The organism is Actinomycetota bacterium (assembly GCA_035536535.1).
Classification (GTDB): domain Bacteria; phylum Actinomycetota; class JAICYB01; order JAICYB01; family JAICYB01; genus DATLNZ01.
In genome coordinates this window covers 17600-33479 of record DATLNZ010000033.1, presented here as the reverse complement: position 1 = coordinate 33479, position 15880 = coordinate 17600, and the positions used below count along the sequence as shown (strand labels likewise).

Genomic DNA, 15880 nt, shown 5'->3' with positions numbered 1-15880 from the left:
CCGGGAGCCGGGGGGCACCGTCATCCACAACGTCATCTGCTCGCGGGTGGTCCCGGAGGTCGTCCGGGAGTGTGGGGGAGTGCCGGTCCGGTCGAAGGTCGGCCACTCCTACATCAAGCAGCTGATGGCCTCCACGGGCGCGGTGTTCGGAGGCGAGCACTCGGGCCACTACTACTTCAGGGAGAACTACCGCGCCGACTCCGGCCTGCTGGCGGCGCTGTACGTGCTGGAAACCATGTCCGAAGCCCCGGCGCCGCTGTCGGAGCTGCTGGTCCCGCTGCAGCGGTACGCTGCGTCCGGGGAGATCAACACTCCCGTCGCGGACCAGCAGGCGGCGATGGCCAGGGTTGCGGATGCCTATCCGGAGGGCGAGCACGACACCTTGGACGGGCTGACAGTCTCGTATCCGGACTGGTGGTTCAACCTCAGGCCTTCGAACACCGAGCCGTTGCTGCGCCTGAACGTCGAGGCATCGAGCCCGGCGGTGATGCAGCCGCGGCGTGACGAGCTATTGGCTCTTATCAGGGGAGGGTAGATGCCCATAGACAAGGAGCTTCTCGAGATCCTGGCCTGTCCGAAGTGCAAGCAGCCGGTCGAGGAGAAGACGCGTGACGGAAACGAGTTCCTCGTCTGCTCGGCCCCCGACTGCCGGCTGGCCTATCCCGTCCGCGACGACATCCCCGTGATGCTCGTGGACGAGGCAACCCGATGGGAGGGCGACTGATCACCCCTCCGGACACCGCGACCTCGGTCCTGGACGACGCCGCCGCCGTCGCGGCGCGCGATCCGTCCGGTGCGCTGGGGGCCGTCGCGTCGATGGCGACCCAGGTCGGGACGCATCGCGCCGGCGCCGCCCGGGTTGCCGGGCGGCGGGTTCCGTTGCGGTCGGCGCTTTTCCTCGGGATGGGCGGGTCCGGGGTTGCCGGAGACCTTGCCTCGGCCGCGGCCGCCGGCGGGTCGAAGCTGCCCGTGGTGGTCCACAGGGGGTGCGGGGTGCCGGCCTTCTGCGACGAGTCGACTTTCGTGGTGGCCGCCAGCTACTCCGGAAGCACCGCGGAGACGCTGGACGGCTTCAGGGCGGCGTGCTCGCGCGGAGCCGCGCACGGTGCCGTGATCACGTCCGGAGGTCCTCTTGCGGAGGAAGCCACGGCCGCGCAGTGGGAGGTGTGGAAGGTCCCCGAGGGGATGCTGCCGCGATTCGCCCTCGGGTCCATGGCCGCTCTGGCGGTCGATCTCCTGGCCGGGCCGGGCGGCCAGTGGCAGGAAGCCACGGCGGCCCACCTTCAGGGGCGTGTGTCGCAGTGGGGTCCGGACGTGCCGCTGGAGCGCAACGAAGCCAAGCGCCTCGCCGTCCGGCTGGAAGGAACGCTGCCCGTCGTGTGGGGAGGCGCCGGGGCGACCGGTGTGGCCTCCGCCAGGTGGAGGACCGACCTGAACGAGAACTCCAAGGTTCTGGCGCACGCGGCGAACCTGCCCGAGCTCGCGCACAACGAGATCGTCGGCCTCGCCGCCGAAGGGCGCGAAGGCCGGCCGCGGATGCGCAAGGTGCTGGTCTGCCTGCGGGAGCCGGACGAGGACCAGCGGATCGCGCGGGCCTTTGAGGCGGCCGTCCCAGATGTCCGGGACGATTTCGAGGACGTCATCGAGGTTCAGGCGCAGGGCGCGGACCTGGTGACCCGCTTTTTCGACCTGGCCCTCCTGGGAGGGTTGGTGTCCGTCTATCTCGCGATCCTGCGAGGGGTGGACGCCCTGCCCATAGATTCGATCGCGCGCCTGAAGCGCGCGATCTCCGACAACTGAGCAACCGACTGGAGGAGCACATGGACAACCACATCGCCGACCCGAACCTGGCCGACGAGGGGCAGCTTCGCATCGAGTGGGCAGCCGGCCAGATGCCCGTGATGCGGGCGCTGACGGAGCGGTTCGCGCGGGAGCGCACATTCGAGGGGGTGTCGGTCGGGGCGTGCCTTCACGTGACCACCGAGACCGCCAATCTCGTGAGGGCTCTGCGGGCGGGAGGGGCGGACGTCTACCTGTGCGCGTCAAACCCACTGTCCACCCAGGACGACGTCGCCGCCTGCCTGGCCGCCGAGGGCGTGCCCGTCTTCGCGGTCCGCGGCGAGGACAACGACAGCTACTACAACAACATCGAGGAGATCCTGGACCGGGAGCCGAACTTCACGATCGACGATGGCGCGGACCTGGTCTCGATGCTGCACATGAAGCGCCCCGAGCAGGCGGAGCGCACGATCGCCGGCTCGGAGGAGACGACGACCGGCGTGATCCGGCTGCGCCAGATGGCGGCCGAGGGCGCACTGCGGTACCCGATCGTGGCCATCAACGACACGCCGACCAAGCACCTGTTCGACAACCGGTACGGAACGGGCCAGTCCGCCCTGGACGGGATCATCCGTGCGACCAACGTCCTGTTGGCGGGGCGCGTGGTGGTGGTGTCCGGCTACGGAGACTGCGGCCGGGGTGTCGCGTCACGCGCCCGCGGCCTGGGCGCCCGCGTGGTCGTCACGGAGATCGACGAGATCCGGGCTCTGGAGGCGGTGATGGACGGGTATGCCGTCATGCCGATGGCCGAGGCGGCGGTGATCGGAGACATCTTCTGCACGGTCACGGGCGACCGCGACGTGATCCGCCTGGAGCACATGGATGCGATGAAGGACGGGGCGATCCTGTCCAACGCCGGCCACTTCGACCTGGAGATCGACGTGAGGGGTCTGCGCAAGCAGGCCTCGTCCACGCGGCGGTTCCGACGTGACGTCGAGGAGTTCGTGATGGGCGACGGCCGGAGGCTGTACCTGCTTGCGGAGGGGCGTCTGGTGAACCTGGGTGCCGCCGAGGGCCACCCGGCCTCCGTGATGGACATGTCGTTTGCGGGGCAGTCGCTTTCGATCGCCTGGCTGGTGGCCGAGCACCGGGCGGGGAGGCGCGCGGAGCCCAGGGTCCTGGACGTCCCGACCGACGTGGACCGCGAGATCGCCAGGCTCAAGCTAGGGACCATGGGGGTCCGGGTGGACGAGCTCACGCCGGAGCAGCGCAACTACCTGGAGTCCTGGCGCGAGGGCACCTAGCGGGAAGTCTGCGCAGGACCGGCCGCGGCCGTACGGTGGGTCCATGATCCGCGCATCCGTGGGCATCGTTCCGCTCGTGTACGAGCCGGGAGTTCTGCGCGTCCTGGACCAGTCGCGCCTGCCCTCCGAGCAGGACTGGCTTGACCTGCGTGAACCGGCATCGGTGATCGAGGCGATCACCTCGCTGCGCGTGCGCGGTGCCCCGCTAATCGGCGTGGCGGGGGCGTATGCGGTCGCGCTGGCGCTCCGCACGGTGCCTTTGGACATGTTTCCCGCCGCCGCCGGGGCCATCCGCGAGGCCCGTCCGACCGCGGTCAACCTCGCCAGGTCGGTCGACAGGGTGCTGCGGCGCATCGACGGGCTCGCCGGGCGTCCGGGGGCCGTAGAGGCGGCCGAGGATGAGGCGCGCACAGTCCACGCTGAGGAGGCGGCCGCCTGCGAGTCCATCGGAAGGCTCGGAGCGGAGCTGATCCCCGAGGGGGCCGGCGTCCTGACCTACTGCAACACCGGCGCGCTGGCCACCGGGGGCATCGGCACCGCGCTGGGAGTCATCCGGACGGCCTTCGAGGCGGGGCGGGTCCGTGAGGTGTGGGTGCCCGAGACCAGGCCTCTTCTGCAGGGCTCCCGCCTCACCGCTTGGGAGCTGGGACGGTTGGGCATCCCGCACTCCATCCTGACGGAAGGGGCGACGGGGTCCGTTTTAGCTTCGGGATGGGTGCAGGCGGTGGTCGTGGGGGCCGACCGCATCGCCGCCAACGGCGACTTCGCCAACAAGGTCGGGACCTACGTGATGGCGGTGCTGGCGGCGCGCCACGACGTCCCGTTCTTTGTGGCCGCCCCACTCACCACGGTGGACCCGCAGGCGCCCGATGGAGCGTCGATAGCCATCGAGGACCGTCCTGCTTCGGAGCTGCGGTTCGCAGGCTCCACCGTCGTGGCCCCCGGGGACTCCCCGGTCCTCAACCCGGCTTTTGACGTGACGCCCGCGGAGCTGGTGTCGGCGATCGTGACCGACCGCCGCGTCCACCTGCCTCCGTACGACCTGCGCGGCTAGACCGGCGCGGGCGTCCCCTGCGACGGGGATGCCGGCGCACCCGGGGGAGACGGCGAGGACGCGGGAGCCGGGGTGGGGCTGGGCCCTGGTGACGCCGCGGAGGGACCCACCGGCACCTTCGCGACCTCGCTTCCGTCCTCGGCCAGGTAGCGCGCGAGCTTTGCCGTGTCGACCCCCCGCCGCACGACCAGGTAGGCCGGGCCGCGGAGGCCGGCCGCGGTCGTGGTGGTGTCCGACCACGTCATCTCGACGGCCCGGATGCGCGGGTCCATGGCCTCGCCGAAGGCCGCGGTCCACGAGGGCTGGCCGGCCCCGCCCTGGGAGCTGGAGACCAGGAGGGATCCCACGCCGACGTCGTCGAGCGCGGCGCGCTCGCTGGTCCCGGTCGCCCTCCATCCGCGGCCCGAGTCGATCGCGAAGGCGATGGCCAGGCGGCGGTCACCCTTGCGGTCGGAGTACCTCGTCACCACCAGCCGCCCCTCTCCCCACTTCTGCTGGGCGATCGTGCGGGCCGTGCCACGGCCGACATCGTCGCCCAGGGCTGCCCTTGCGGCGGCGACGGCGTCGTCCTCGCCCGCGGGCGACACGGCCAGGAGGGTGGCCGCTATAGCCGCGACCAGAACCGAGGTGACGACGGTGAGGATGCCGGTGCGGCCGAGTCGGGACATGCCGCGCAGGATAGCGCGGCGGGCGAAGGCAGGCGCCCCCGCCGACGAACCGGGACGGCAGGGTCACCGCCGCTGCCTATCCTGCGGGGACGATGGGACTGCTGGCCGACCTCGTGTCCCCCGTGCGTTGTGCCGCCTGCGGCACGATCTGCGATGCGGACTTGTGCGCGCCTTGCGCGGTCCTGCTCGAGCCGGTGACCGACCCGATGTGCCGGCGATGCGGTGCGCCCGGCGGCGACGGACGCGCGGCGTCGTGCCGGCAGTGCAGAGGCCTGAGCGGTTTCCGGCGCGCGCGCAGCCTGCTGTCCTACTCCGGGCCCGCCACTCGCCTCACGCTGGCTTTAAAGCACCATGGACGCGGGGACCTGGCATCCGTGGCCGGAGAGCTGCTGGGCGACCTGGCCGTGCGCCACGGCATGGGAGCGGGAACCACGATCGCCTGGGTCCCGGCGGGGTCCTCAGCAGCCGTCCGCGGCTTTGATCACGCGGAGCTTCTGGCCCGGGCAGTGGCGAGGCGGCTGGGTGTGCCTTGCCGGCACGTGCTGGTTCGGGCCGCACAGGGACGCAGGCAGGCCGAGGTCGCTATGTCGGCCAGGCGCGACAACGTGCGTGGAAGGTTCCGAGCCAAGCCCGTGTCGGGTGAGGTCCTGGTCGTTGACGACGTGTTCACGACGGGCGCGACCGCGGAGGCCTGCGCGCAAGCTTTGACGGCGGCAGGCGCGACCGCCGTGGACGTGCTCACCTTCGCGCGGACACTGCGCCGGCTGCCGGCCCGGGCCTGAGGAAGCAGGTCCCGACGCGGCTATACTCGTGCGGTGAACCTCATCCTCAAGGCGAGGGGGGTCGACCTGACCGACCGCCTGCGCGAGTACGCGACCGAGAAGCTCACCCGGTCGCAGAGGTTCTTCGAGCGGATCATCCGGATGGACGTCGAGCTGTGCCAGGAGGGTAACGCCCGCGTAGGCGGCGGACACCGCGTCGAGGTCACGGTGAAGACTCCGGGCGAGACGCTGCGCGCACACGGCAGCGGGGCGGACTTCTTTACGGCCATCGATCAGGCCTCCGATCGCCTGGAGGCGCAGGTCCGGAAGCACAAGGAGAGGCTGAAGGACCGGTCACACCGCGGAGGCCCCGCGGCGCCGGAACCGCCCTCGGGCGGGCCGGCCCCAACGGACGGGGAAGCCCCGCCGATCGTCCGCATGGGCAGTCCGGCGGCGAAGCCGATGACACCCGAGGAGGCGGTCCTGGAACTCGAGACCCAGGAGATGCAGTTTCTGCTGTTCATGAACGCCGAGACGATGCAGCCGGGCGTCCTGTACCGAAGGTCCGACGGCGCATACGGCCTGATGGAGCACCAGGCATGACGGCACCCGCGGATGCAGCGGGGGCCGGGGACTTCATCAGCGTCCTGATCGCCGACGACCAGGCGTTGTTCCGGCGTGCGGTCGGAACTGTCCTGGACGCGGAGCCCGATATCACTCTGGTCGGGGAGGCATCCGACGGCGAGGAGGCGATCGCCCTCTGCGAGCAGTTCGCTCCCGACGTCGTGCTGATGGACGTCCGGATGCCGAAGGTTTCCGGAATAGAGGCGACGCGGCGGCTGAAGGAGGCCAGCATGTCCACCCGCGTCGTCATGCTCACGTCCTCTGAGGACGAAGAGGACCTGTTCGAGTCGGTCAAGGCGGGAGCATCGGGCTACCTGCTCAAGGACATAGAGCCCGAGGACGTCGCGGACACGATCCGCAAGGTCCATTCGGGCCAATCGATGATCTCGCCGTCGATGGCGTCCAAGCTGCTGACCGAGTTCCACTCGATCACCAGGGAGCCGGCGGCGCGGTCCTACTCGAGGCTGACGGACCGGGAGATGGAGGTCCTGAAGCTGGTGGCGCAGGGGATGACCAACCGCGAGATCGGCAAGAACCTGCACATCGCGGAGAACACCGTGAAAAACCACATCCGCAACATCCTGGAGAAGCTGCACCTCAACTCGCGATTCCAGGCCGTCATATTCGCGGTGCGGGAGAAGCTCCTGGAGATCGAGTAGACGGGCGAGAGCCAGTAGCATGGCTTCGATGAACGTCCTCACCCGAGTCCTCACCGCCGGGACCAAACGGAAGGTCAAGAGGCTCCACAGCATCGTCCCCCTGGTCAACGCCTGGGAGGACGACACCAAAGCGCTGTCGGACGACGACCTTCGCGCCAAGACCGCAGAGCTGCGGGGCAGGCACGACGCGGGCGAGGACCTGGATGAGCTGCTTCCCGAGGCGTTTGCGCTGGTCCGTGAGGCGGCCGTGCGCACCCTGGGGATGCGCCACTTCGACGTCCAGCTGATCGGCGGCGCTGCCCTGCACCAGGGAAACATCGCCGAGATGCGCACCGGCGAAGGCAAGACCCTGGTCGCGACGCTGCCGGCCTATCTCAACGCCTTGACCGGCAAGGGCGTGCATGTCGTGACGGTCAATGACTACCTGGCGCGACGCGACTCCGAGTGGATGGGGCAGGTCTACCGCTTTCTCGGGATGTCCGTCGGGGCGATCCAGAACCAGATGCGTCCACCAGACCGCAAGCCCATCTATGACGGCGACATCGTCTACGGGACCAACTCAGAGTTCGGATTCGACTATTTGAAGGACAACTACGACACACAGGCCAAAGAGGAGCTGGTCCAGCGCGGCCACAACTTCGCGATCGTCGACGAGGTCGACTCGATCCTGATCGACGAGGCGCGGACGCCTCTGATCATCTCGGGGGCCGCCGAGGAGTCGGCCCAGTGGTACCGCAAGTTCGCGGACATCGCCCGCAAGCTCGTGCGCGACCGCGATTACGACGTCGACGAGGCCAAGCGAACCGCCTCGGTGACGGAGGACGGTGTGCACCGCGTCGAGGAGTTTTTGGGAATCGAGAACCTCTACGACGATCTCAACACGTCCCTTGTCCACTACCTGGCTTCATCGATCAAGGCCAAGGAGCTCCACAAGCGCGACGTCGAGTACGTGGTCAAGGACGGCGAGGTGATCATCGTCGACGAGTTCACCGGACGGCTTCAGCCCGGCCGCCGGTGGTCCGACGGCATCCACCAGTCGGTGGAGGCCAAGGAGGGCGTCCGCATCCGCGAGGAGCACCAGACCCTGGCGACGATCACGATCCAGAACTACTTCCGGATGTACGAAAAGCTTTCGGGCATGACGGGAACGGCTCTCACGGAGGCCCAGGAGTTCGAGCACATCTACAAGCTGGAGGTGCTGGAGATCCCGACGAACCGGGCGATGATCCGCCAGGACCACCAGGACATGATCTACAAGACCGAGCAGGCGAAGTACAGCGCCCTGGTGGCCGACATCAAGGAGCGCCAGGCCCAGGGGCAGCCGATCCTCGTCGGCACGGTGTCGGTAGACAAGAACGAAAAGCTGTCGCGGCTGCTTGACCGGCAGGGGATCCCGCACCAGCTGCTCAATGCCAAGAACCACGAGCAGGAGGGGCTGATCATCGCCCAGGCCGGCAAGCCCGGAGCCGTCACCGTCGCGACCAACATGGCCGGACGTGGAGTCGACATCATCCTCGGCGGCAACCCCGAGCACGAGGGCCGCCAGGAGGCGATAGCCCGCGGTCTCGAGCCCGACACCCTCGAGTTCGAGCAGTTCGTCCGCGAGTGGGCTGAAAAGCACAAGGAGCAGTGGAGCGCGGAGCACCAGAAGGTTGTGGACCTCGGTGGCCTGTTCGTGCTCGGCACGGAGAGGCACGATTCGCGGCGGATCGACAACCAGCTGCGTGGGCGGTCCGGACGCCAGGGTGACCCCGGTGAGTCGCGCTTCTACCTGTCGCTGGGCGACGAGCTCATGCAGCGGTTCGCCGCGGACAAGGTCGAGCGGATCATGGAGATGGTCAAGCTCCCCGAGGACATGCCGATCGAGTCGAAGATGGTCTCCAAGGCCATCCGCAAGGCCCAGACGCAGATCGAGCAGCAGAACTTCGAGGCTCGCAAAAACGTCCTGAAGTACGACGACGTGCTCAACACGCAGCGCGAGGTGATTTACGCCGAGCGGCGCAAGGTCCTGGAGGGCGAGGACTTGTCCGAGCAGGCGCTTGCGTTCGTCGAGGAAGTCGTGACCAGTGTCGTCAACACCTACTGCCCGTCCACCTCCTACGAGGAGGAATGGGACGTCGAAGGCCTGATCACCGCGCTCAAGGAGGTCTATCCGAGCGCCAAGACGGCCGAGGAGCTTGCGGACCTTTCCTACGAGGAGCTCCTCGAGGGGGTGCTGGCGGAGGTCCACCAGGCCTACGCGGTCAAGGAGGCCGAGCTGGGCCCGGAGGTCATGAGGCAGGCCGAGCGCGTCGTGCTGCTGCACGTCACCGACGTGGCGTGGCGCGAGCACCTTCACGAGATGGACTACCTGCAGGAGGGGATCGGACTTCGGGCGATGGGCCAGCGCGACCCGCTGGTCGAGTACCAGCGGGAGGGCTACGACCTGTTCCAGTCGACCATCTCGAGGATCCGCGAGGACTTCGCCAAGTACATCTTCCACGTCCAGAAGGCGGTTCAGGAGCCACAGCAGGCCCCCCAGCAGCAGAGGCGCCGGCCCGTGACCTACTCGGCCCCCGCAAAGACCCAGGAGGAGGCGGACCGTCAGCAGCCTGCCCCCGCCCCCGGCGGCAACGGGGCCTCGGCGGGCCCGCCCCGCGAGCTCGAGCCCGCCTACCAGACCGTCCGCAACGAAGAGACGGACAAGGTCGGGCGCAACGACCCGTGCTGGTGCGGCTCCGGCCGCAAGTTCAAAAAGTGTCACGGGGCGACGGTCTAGATGCAGGACCGCGGCGGCGAGCTCAGGGAGCTGGCCCGGCGCCTGTACGAGCTCGGGGGGTTTCTTTGACCTCCCTGCCAAACGCGAGAGCCTGAAGCAGCTTCAGGCGGAGTCTGCTGAGCCGGGGCTCTGGGATGATCCCCAGAAGGCCCAGGTCCTCACGCGCCGAGTCGCCCGGCTGTCGTCCGAAGTCGAGGAGTACGAGCGACTGGAGGCTCTCGTCTCCGACGTCCAGGCCGCCAACGACATGGCCATGGAGGCCGACGACGCCGAGCTTGAGGCCGAGGTCACCGAGGGGCTCGAGCGGCTGCGCTCGCAGCTGGACTCCCTGGAGGTCCGGACGCTTTTCTCAGGAGAGCTGGACGACCACGACGCGATCCTGTCGATCCACGCCGGCGAGGGCGGCACCGAGGCACAGGACTGGGCGGAGATGCTGCTGCGGATGTACCTGCGGTGGGCGGAGGTGTCCGGGTTCCAAGCCCAGGTCCGCGAGGCGCTGGCGGGCGAGGAGGCGGGCGTGAAGTCCGCGACCGTGGAGGTCCGGGGGGCGAACGCCTACGGGTGGCTGTCCAGCGAGCACGGGGTGCACCGGCTCGTGCGGATGTCCCCGTTCGACTCGGCCAACAGGCGCCACACAAGTCACGCGTCGGTGGACGTGATCCCCGACTTCGGCGAGCAGGCCGAGATCGAGGTCGACCCGGAGGAGCTGCACATCGAGACCTTCCGCGCCGGGGGGCCGGGCGGCCAGTACGTCAACACGACGGACTCGGCGGTGCGGATCACCCACCTGCCCACAAAGCTCCAGGCCTCGTGCCAGTCGGAGCGCTCGCAGCTCTCGAACAAGATCGTGGCGATGAAGCTGCTCACGTCGCGGCTGGCGGAGCTGCGGCGCCAGGAGCGCGAGAAGGAGCTGGCCGGACTGAGGGGCGAGCAGAAGCGGATCGGGTTCGGCTCCCGGATCCGAAGTTACGTCCTGCACCCCTACCAGATGGTGAAAGACGAGCGGACCGGCTACGAATCCTCAAACGTCGAACGGATCCTGGACGGAGCACTGGAGCCGGTGATGACGTCCTACCTGCGCTGGAAGGCCGGGCCCCCACAGGACGGTTCCTCGTGAGCATCCGCAGCCCTGAGGGCGAAGAGTTCTTCCCTATAGACGAGGCCGCGGCCCGCCGCGTCATCTCCGAGGGCCTGCCGGTGGTCACGGCCGACTGCGCGGGAAACGTCCTGGCCATCAAGGAGGGGGAGACGTTTCTCGTCTCAAGCTCCGACGGCAGCCTCGACGAGGGCAACGCGTGCGGCCACGGGCTGTACCACCAGGACACGCGGTTTTTGTCGCACTTCACGCTTCGGGTGAACGGGGCCGAACCGATCCTGCTGTCGTCGTCGGCCGAGCGCGCGTTCATGTCGCACATGGACCTGACCAACCCCGACATCTGGGATCGCGACACGATCTCCATCCCCCAGCAGACGGTTAACGTGCGCCGGATCCGCGTGGTCGGCGACAGGCTGCACGAGCGCATCCGCGTCAAGAACTACTCGGCGTCGTCGGTGGAGCTGTCCGTGCAGATCGAGCTTGCCGCGGATTTCGAGGACATCTTCGAGGTGCGCGGGCTCCGGCGGACCATCAGGGGAACGGTGCTGCAGCCGAAGTTGACCGAGCGTGGAGTCGTGTTCGCCTACCTCGGACAGGACGACCTTTTCCGGCAGACGCGGGTCGAGTTCTCGCACGACCCCCAGACGGCGGTGGTGCGCGGGGGCCGGGTCTCGTTCGCCTTCTCCCTGCCCCTTCGCCCTCACCAGACGCGGCTGCTCGGCCTGACGGTGGAGCCGCTGACCGGCAGTCCCCAGCGCCCACCTGAGGACTTCGACACCTGCCTGCGCCGCAGTCGCAGGTCCTACGAGGCCTGGGAGCACGAGTGCACGCAGATCTCCACAAACAACGAGCTGTTCAACTCGCTACTCGAACGCGGCCGCCGGGACATGAGGGCGTTGTACACCCGCAACCGCTTCGGCGGGATGATCGCCGCGGGGATCCCCTGGTATGTCGCTCCCTTCGGGCGCGACTCGATCCTGGCGGCCTACGAGATCCTGTCGCTCAACCCGCGCGTATCGGCCGAGACTCTGCGCCTGCTGGCTGCGCTCCAGGGACGCCAGTTGGACCCGTGGCGCGACGAGGAGCCCGGCAAGATCTTCCACGAGTTGCGTCAGGGGGAGCTGGCGTTCTCCAACCTCATCCCGCACACGCCCTATTACGGGACGGTGGACGCGACACCCCTTTTCCTGATGCTCGCAGGAGCGTACTTCCGCTGGACGAACGACCTCGCGTTGATGGAGGAGCTCAAGCCGGCCCTGGTGGCGGCGCTTTCGTGGATAGACGACCACGGCGACTCCGACGGCGACGGTTTCGTCGAGTACGAGCGCAAGTCTCCGCGGGGACTTGAGAACCAGGGCTGGAAGGACTCCGGGAACTCCATCGTCCACACCGACGGAACGCTGGCGAAGCCGCCCATCGCGCTCGCGGAGGTTCAGGCATACGTCTACATGGCCAAGTCCAGGATCGCTGAGATCTTCAGCGTCCTCGGCGACGACGACCTCGCCGAGCGCCTCCGCAAGGAGGCTGCGATCCTCGCCGAGCGCTTTAACCGCGACTTCTGGATGCCGGAGCACAACTACTTCGCCCTGGCCCTGGACGGCGACAAGCGCCAGGTCGAAACCGTCACGTCCAATCCCGGACACGGCCTTTACTGCGGGATCATCGAGCCGGACAAGGCCCGGGCCGTGGCGGCCAGGCTGCTGGAGCCGGACATGTTCTCCGGCTGGGGTATCAGGACGATGTCCAAGGGAGCGGTCGCCTACAACCCGATGAGCTACCACAACGGGTCGGTCTGGCCGCACGACAACGCGATCATCGCGGCTGGCCTCAAGCGCTACGGCTTCCGACAGGCGACCGAGCGGGTGCTGTCGGCCATATTCGAAACGGCCGTTCAGGCGGAGTACATGCGGCTTCCGGAGTTGTTCTGCGGATTCACCAGGAGATCTCCGAACAGTCCCGTCTCCTACCCGGTCGCCTGCTCCCCGCAGGCGTGGGCGGCCGGCAGTGTCTTCTTCCTGATCCAGGCGATGCTGGGGATCTCGGCTCGCGCGCACGAGAACCTGCTGACGGTCAACGACCCCGGGCTGCCGCCGTGGCTGGGGAAGGTGGAGATAGCCAACATGCGCGTCGGGAGCTCGTCGATCTCGCTTCTTTTCACCCGCGACGGCGACGTCACGTCGTTCTCCTTGGTTTCCAAGGAAGGCGACGTGAGAGTCGTCATGGAGGAGTAGGACCGCGCCTATGCTCGACCGATGAGCCTGACCATCGCTCACCTCTCCGACATGCACGTGGGGTCGGTGCACTTCGTCCCCAACCTGATGAACCGGGCGATATCCGAGATCAACGAGCTGCAGCCGGACGTCCTCGTTGCCTCCGGCGACTTCACCACGGAGGGGTATCGACAGGAGTACAAGACGGCGGTCGCCTACCTGGATCGCATCCGGTGCCAGCGCAAGATCTACGTGCCCGGCAACCACGACTCGCGCAATGTCGGCTACATGCACTTCGAGGAGCTGCTCGGCAACCGGTTCAGGGTGATGCGGCTGCAGGGGGCGACGATCCTGTCGGTGGACTCCTCGGAGCCCGATCAGAACGACGGTCGTGTCGGGCGCGAGTGGTACCCGTGGATCCTGGACAACTTCAGCTCGGGCGACCCCGAGGTGCGGATCTTCGTCATGCACCACCACCTGCTGCCGTTGCCGGGGACCGGGCGGGAGCGCAGTGTCGTGTTCGACGCAGGTGACCTGCTGGAGGTCCTGATCCGCGCCAAGGTCAACCTGGTGCTGACGGGGCACAAGCACGTCCCGTGGGTCTGGCGGCTGGAGAACATGTACGTGGCGACGGCCGGAACTGTGTCCTCTCTTCGCCTGCGCGGCCACACGAAGCCCTGCTACAACGTCGTCAAGATTGCCGACCGCGAGGTGCGCATAGTCCGCAAGTTCCCCTTCGGCCCGGAGAACGTGATCGCACACTTCTCGCTGGAGACGGGGGCGCAGTACCAGCGGGAGATCGAGTCGCTGCTGACCGAGCAGGAGCTTCTTGGCGACTGAGTCGCAAGCTGGCTTTGAGCGGCTTCTGGATGAGGCTGAGGCACGGCCCACGAGCGGCTGGGACTTCTCCTGGCTCGGTGACAGGTACGTCCAGGCCAGCCCTTCCTGGTCCTACGACGACCGGGCGAGGCAGCTGATCGGCGGGTCGAGACGGTTTGTGGACCTGGGCACGGGAGGAGGTGAGGCGCTGTCGCGGATGGGCCCGTTTCCGGCCGTGTCGTTCGCGACGGAGGCCTACGCGCCAAACGTCGGGGTCGCGGCAGGGATCCTGCGTCCGCTGGGGGTGTGCGTCTTGGCGGTGGACGGGGCGCCGGACAACGACGCACAGGCAGGCGCGCCGCACGAGTGGCTTCCGTTTCGGGACTCGAGCCTGGACCTCGTCCTGGCCCGCCACGAGTCGTACTGGGCCTGCGACGTCCGGCGCGTCCTGCAGCGCGGAGGGACGTTTCTCACCCAGCAGGTCGGGGGAACGGCTGACTGCGAGGTCTTCCGGGCCTTGGAGGCGGAGGAGGTCCGGCTCCCGGACGTATCGCTGAGCCTGCTCACCGCACAGCTTCGCGAGTCCGGACTCGACGTCGTGGTCCAACGGCAGGAGGCGGTGGTGAGCAGGCTGGCCGACGTGGGAGCGGTTGCCTGGTACGCGAAGATGCTGCCCTGGCAGTTCCCCGGTTTCTCGATAGCCGCCAAGCGGGCGCAGTTGTGGGACCTGCACCGTCGGATCGGCTCGCAGGGACCTGTGCCCCTGCGCAGCCGGTGGGCCTTGGTCGAGGCGGTGAAGCCGTGACGGACGGGCCCCCCAGGGTCGTCGTCGTGGTGGATGGAGAGCACTACCCGCCGCTGGTGGGAGAGGCGATCCGGCGGCTGCGCGACCAGGGCCGCGACGTGGTCGCGGCGCTCATGGCCGGCGGGACCGAGAAGGTCGGCGCCCACGACCTCGAGCGGACGTACGGGGTGCCGGTCCGCGACGGCAGCGGCAACAGGGAGAAGGCCCTCGGCGACCTGGTCGCCACTCACCGTCCGTCGGAGGTGTTGGACCTCTCCGACGAACCTGTCGTGACGCCGGCCGACCGGTTCCGGCTCGCGACGGTGGCGCTATTGGCGGGAGCGACCTACCGGGGGGCCGACTTCGAGCTGCGCCCGGCCCCCATGCCGCGCCTGCTGACAAAGGCCTCTTTGCGCGTGATCGCCACGGGCAAGCGGACCGGCAAGACCGCCATCGCGGGAGCCATCGCACGACGAGCCGTGCAGACCGGACTTCGCCCGATCGTCATCGCGATGGGGCGGGGAGGGCCGGACCCCCCTGAGGTGCTGGACGTCGACTCCGACCTTTCGGTGGACGCGCTGGTGGCGCTGGCGGACGCGGGCAAGCACGCGGCAAGCGACTACATCGAGGACGCCGTCACGTCCCGTGTGCCGACCGTCGGGTGCCGTCGCGTGGGAGGAGGACTGGCCGGCGCGGTATCGATGTCCAATGTCGAGGCGGGAGTACGAATCGCCCAGGACCGCGACGAAAGCCTCGTCATCCTGGAGGGCTCCGGAGCCGCCATCCCTCCGGTTGCCGCGGCCGCCGGGGTCATCTGCGTTCCGGCGTCGTCACACCCTGACGTCGTCCGCGGCTACCTCGGCCCCTACCGGGTGTTGCTGTCGGACCTCGCGATTGTTACCATGTCGGAAGAACCCGGAGCCGCCTCCGAGATGGAGGCCGCAATCCGTGAGGTCTCTCCCCGGATCGAGGTCATTCGCACGGTCTTCCGACCGAAGCCGCTCGAGGACGTCTCCGGATGCAAGGTTTACGTTTGCACCACCTCGCCGCCGGACACGGGGTCACGTCTGACCGGACACCTCCGGGAGGCGCACGGGTGCCGGGTAGTGGGTATCAGCCATTCACTGGCCAAGCGCGAAGATCTGGAGCGGGAGCTCCGGGAGGCGCCGGATCACGACGTGCTTCTGACTGAGGTCAAGGCCGGTGGGATCGACGTCGCGGCGAGGGCCGCTCGCGGGTCGGGCCGCAGGGTCGTGTTCATCGATAACGAGCCTGAGGGAACCGGCGTAGCGGAGGCCTTCGATTTCGCACTGTCCAGAGCACAGGACCGCTCGCCGTAAGCGGCGGGGGTCCGGGAGAAAGCA

Annotated in this window: 15 protein-coding genes; 14 read left to right on the top strand and 1 reads right to left on the bottom strand. The window is 68.3% G+C overall.

The window, feature by feature from the left end; all coding sequences use genetic code 11:
- The 5 genes from manB to mtnA form a co-directional block, all read left to right on the top strand.
- Positions 1 to 535: phosphomannomutase/phosphoglucomutase (gene manB / locus VNE62_02445; GenBank protein ID HVE91146.1), on the top strand; the 535-nt coding region annotated here is incomplete at its 5' end.
- A complete protein-coding gene (locus VNE62_02440; GenBank protein ID HVE91145.1) occupies positions 536 to 724 on the top strand; it encodes a Trm112 family protein in 189 nt (62 codons plus the stop codon).
- Complete coding sequence (locus VNE62_02435) at positions 709 to 1800, top strand: SIS domain-containing protein (protein HVE91144.1); 1092 nt, start codon at positions 709 to 711, stop codon at positions 1798 to 1800. Before VNE62_02440 ends, VNE62_02435 begins: the two co-directional genes overlap by 16 nt.
- 20 nt (positions 1801 to 1820) lie before the next feature.
- Positions 1821 to 3083 (top strand): adenosylhomocysteinase, encoded by a 1263-nt coding sequence (ahcY, locus tag VNE62_02430; protein HVE91143.1) that lies wholly within the window; start codon positions 1821 to 1823, stop codon positions 3081 to 3083.
- A gap of 43 nt (positions 3084 to 3126) precedes the next feature.
- Positions 3127 to 4137, top strand: a complete 1011-nt coding sequence (mtnA, locus tag VNE62_02425; protein ID HVE91142.1) for an S-methyl-5-thioribose-1-phosphate isomerase — start codon at positions 3127 to 3129, stop codon at positions 4135 to 4137.
- Here the strand turns inward: mtnA and VNE62_02420 are convergent.
- Positions 4134 to 4805 carry a hypothetical protein gene (locus tag VNE62_02420; protein ID HVE91141.1) on the bottom strand — a complete coding sequence of 224 codons (672 nt, stop codon included), beginning with the start codon at positions 4803 to 4805 and terminating at the stop codon, positions 4134 to 4136. The genes mtnA and VNE62_02420 overlap by 4 nt on opposite strands.
- A gap of 92 nt (positions 4806 to 4897) precedes the next feature.
- Between VNE62_02420 and VNE62_02415 the strand changes: the two genes are divergently transcribed.
- The 9 genes from VNE62_02415 to VNE62_02375 all read left to right on the top strand — a co-directional run bounded on the left by VNE62_02415 (position 4898) and on the right by VNE62_02375 (position 15856).
- Positions 4898 to 5587, top strand: a complete 690-nt coding sequence (locus tag VNE62_02415; protein HVE91140.1) for a ComF family protein — start codon at positions 4898 to 4900, stop codon at positions 5585 to 5587.
- Positions 5588 to 5620: 33 nt separating this feature from the next.
- Positions 5621 to 6169 carry a ribosome-associated translation inhibitor RaiA gene (raiA, locus tag VNE62_02410; protein HVE91139.1) on the top strand — a complete coding sequence of 183 codons (549 nt, stop codon included), beginning with the start codon at positions 5621 to 5623 and terminating at the stop codon, positions 6167 to 6169.
- Entirely contained in the window at positions 6166 to 6849 is a 684-nt protein-coding gene (locus tag VNE62_02405; protein HVE91138.1) for a response regulator transcription factor, read from the top strand. Before raiA ends, VNE62_02405 begins: the two co-directional genes overlap by 4 nt.
- A gap of 28 nt (positions 6850 to 6877) precedes the next feature.
- Positions 6878 to 9607 carry a preprotein translocase subunit SecA gene (gene secA / locus VNE62_02400; GenBank protein HVE91137.1) on the top strand — a complete coding sequence of 910 codons (2730 nt, stop codon included), beginning with the start codon at positions 6878 to 6880 and terminating at the stop codon, positions 9605 to 9607.
- Positions 9608 to 10724 (top strand): peptide chain release factor 2 gene (gene prfB, locus VNE62_02395; GenBank protein HVE91136.1). Its coding sequence is split into 2 segments (ribosomal slippage): positions 9608 to 9673 and positions 9675 to 10724, totalling 1116 coding nucleotides; the frame shifts between segments, so codons are not numbered across the junction.
- Positions 10721 to 12934, top strand: a complete 2214-nt coding sequence (locus VNE62_02390) for an amylo-alpha-1,6-glucosidase (GenBank protein HVE91135.1) — start codon at positions 10721 to 10723, stop codon at positions 12932 to 12934. The genes prfB and VNE62_02390 overlap by 4 nt, the downstream gene beginning before the upstream one ends.
- Before the next feature lie 21 nt (positions 12935 to 12955).
- Positions 12956 to 13753 carry a metallophosphoesterase family protein gene (locus VNE62_02385; protein ID HVE91134.1) on the top strand — a complete coding sequence of 266 codons (798 nt, stop codon included), beginning with the start codon at positions 12956 to 12958 and terminating at the stop codon, positions 13751 to 13753.
- Complete coding sequence (locus tag VNE62_02380; protein ID HVE91133.1) at positions 13743 to 14537, top strand: SAM-dependent methyltransferase; 795 nt, start codon at positions 13743 to 13745, stop codon at positions 14535 to 14537. Before VNE62_02385 ends, VNE62_02380 begins: the two co-directional genes overlap by 11 nt.
- Positions 14534 to 15856 (top strand): 2,3-diphosphoglycerate synthetase, encoded by a 1323-nt coding sequence (locus tag VNE62_02375; protein HVE91132.1) that lies wholly within the window; start codon positions 14534 to 14536, stop codon positions 15854 to 15856. Before VNE62_02380 ends, VNE62_02375 begins: the two co-directional genes overlap by 4 nt.
- Positions 15857 to 15880 lie beyond the last annotated feature (24 nt).

Bases quoted from the DNA above. Each gene is read 5' to 3' on its own strand.
- VNE62_02440 (HVE91145.1), top strand. From the start codon at position 536: ATGCCCATAGACAAGGAGCTTCTCGAGATCCTGGCCTGTCCGAAGTGC.
- VNE62_02435 (HVE91144.1), top strand. From the start codon at position 709: ATGGGAGGGCGACTGATCACCCCTCCGGACACCGCGACCTCGGTCCTG.
- ahcY (HVE91143.1), top strand. From the start codon at position 1,821: ATGGACAACCACATCGCCGACCCGAACCTGGCCGACGAGGGGCAGCTT.
- mtnA (HVE91142.1), top strand. From the start codon at position 3,127: ATGATCCGCGCATCCGTGGGCATCGTTCCGCTCGTGTACGAGCCGGGA.
- VNE62_02420 (HVE91141.1), bottom strand. From the start codon at position 4,805: ATGTCCCGACTCGGCCGCACCGGCATCCTCACCGTCGTCACCTCGGTT.
- VNE62_02415 (HVE91140.1), top strand. From the start codon at position 4,898: ATGGGACTGCTGGCCGACCTCGTGTCCCCCGTGCGTTGTGCCGCCTGC.
- VNE62_02405 (HVE91138.1), top strand. From the start codon at position 6,166: ATGACGGCACCCGCGGATGCAGCGGGGGCCGGGGACTTCATCAGCGTC.
- secA (HVE91137.1), top strand. From the start codon at position 6,878: ATGAACGTCCTCACCCGAGTCCTCACCGCCGGGACCAAACGGAAGGTC.
- VNE62_02385 (HVE91134.1), top strand. From the start codon at position 12,956: ATGAGCCTGACCATCGCTCACCTCTCCGACATGCACGTGGGGTCGGTG.